Below are 1,547 nucleotides of genomic sequence, written 5' to 3'. Positions count from 1 at the left end.
GCGACTTCACGCTGCGCCGTTGTTAGCTCCGCAAGCTTCTGCTCCATCAGCGCGGGACATTTGCGGTAGACAGCTATTTTTCCCTCTTCACGGCTTTTGATTTTAGGTGCGACGGGGGTAAGACTGGCGTCCGTTGGTGTCGCCATAAGAGCTTGCAGATGACGACTGCGAACAAACGCTTGAGCCTCTGCGGGGAGAACGTCAATGTGATATTCAAAGGCTTTAGTGCCTTGACGCTTGCGGCAAAGGGCGGCAGAGCCATTCGCGGCACGTTCAAGCGCTTGACGAATACCTTTAGTCGTTACGGGCATACCCGGCACACCAACCAACTCTTTAGCAACAACAAACATCATCACACACCCCTGTTAAAGCAACCTTTAGCCTGATAGCGACTAGGCCAAATAACCTCGGGTTGAACCCCCAGAGCATCGGCGACGATTTGCTGGTAAGGGCGGCAAGGTGTACGCAAAACGCTCTTGAGAGAATCTTTGCTATACCCAGCCTGAACGGATAGCTGACGAAAAGTAAGATCGCGCTTTTCGAGCGCTGCCTTAATGTCTGCCGGGTGCCAGTCCGTATTAATGTCTTCATTTCTTTTCATGATTGCTCTATCCTAAAAAGTTATCCGCTAGGGTATCTGATGGAGTAACCCTACGGATAAATACTACGGCACGAAAAATACCAAATCAAGGTATTTTTCGTTATTTTGGTGTTTTTGTAATTTTGTGATTTATTTCAATGGATTATATGGAAAAGAACCTATCATGAGAAAAGAACCTAGAAGTACTTTGCACTCACAGAGAAAAGTACCTGTTATTGACAGAATTTCAGAATTAGTAAGACGACATCCGTCTAGAAGCGCGGCCGCAAGGACTTGGGGAATAAATATCAATACATTGAATAGTTATTACAAGAATGAGCTATCACCTCCAATACCACGCGATAACTTGTTAGCTCGCATCGCTGAAAGTGAGGGGGTAAGTCTAGAATGGCTGAAGAATGGAGAAATGGAATCACCAAAAACACCAATCTCTAGTGATGGGTTATCTGAGTTACTTTCATTCCTAACTGACGAAGAGCGGCATCAGCTAACAATGGTATTAACCCGGAAAGGAGTTGAGACGATTCTCTATCTTCTTGATGAAAATAACTTATTGCTTTTGCAACAGCCTGATACGCTCAAGGCTCACATGATACAGGAGTACATAACTGGCACCCACCAAGAAAGGGAAGCAACAACAGCCAGCACCACGAATAAAGTGTGTGCTCGCGCAAATGAGGAGCAGGCGACATCCAAAAGCCTAACAACCACTAGGCCAAGGAAGGCAGGATAGCCATGATAGAAATAGCTACACAGTGATTCCCTAAGCGTGGCTTAGATGCCTTAACATTGGCAAGCTACAGCCTGTATAGATTTTCGACAGATGGAACTCTATAATGATTTGACACAGTAATTTAAAATTTCGTTTAAACGTTCTTTAAATATGGTTTGAATGAATAGAGCGTAGTATCAAATGTTTTGTAATTCCCCCGCTTTTGGGAGACTG

The 1,547-nt window shown here is 44.8% G+C and carries 3 protein-coding genes; 1 reads left to right on the top strand and 2 read right to left on the bottom strand.

Annotated elements, in window-relative coordinates; translation table 11 throughout:
- Both G544_RS0117965 and G544_RS0117960 read right to left on the bottom strand, forming a co-directional pair.
- The coding region (locus G544_RS0117965; RefSeq protein ID WP_027275861.1) for a DNA-binding protein at positions 1-353 on the bottom strand (353 nt) is incomplete at its 3' end.
- Complete coding sequence (locus G544_RS0117960) at positions 353-601, bottom strand: helix-turn-helix domain-containing protein (protein ID WP_036024555.1); 249 nt, start codon at positions 599-601, stop codon at positions 353-355. The genes G544_RS0117960 and G544_RS0117965, both read right to left, overlap by 1 nt.
- A 163-nt stretch (positions 602-764) precedes the next feature.
- On the opposite strand from G544_RS0117960, the gene G544_RS21900 reads away from it, so the two are divergent.
- The gene (locus G544_RS21900; RefSeq protein ID WP_071783422.1) at positions 765-1,334 is read left to right on the top strand and encodes a hypothetical protein; all 570 of its coding nucleotides are present in this window, start codon (positions 765-767) and stop codon (positions 1,332-1,334) included.
- Positions 1,335-1,547 lie beyond the last annotated feature (213 nt).

The organism is Leminorella grimontii ATCC 33999 = DSM 5078 (assembly GCF_000439085.1).
Classification (GTDB): domain Bacteria; phylum Pseudomonadota; class Gammaproteobacteria; order Enterobacterales; family Enterobacteriaceae; genus Leminorella; species Leminorella grimontii.
This window is presented reverse-complemented; position numbering and strand designations above follow the sequence as displayed.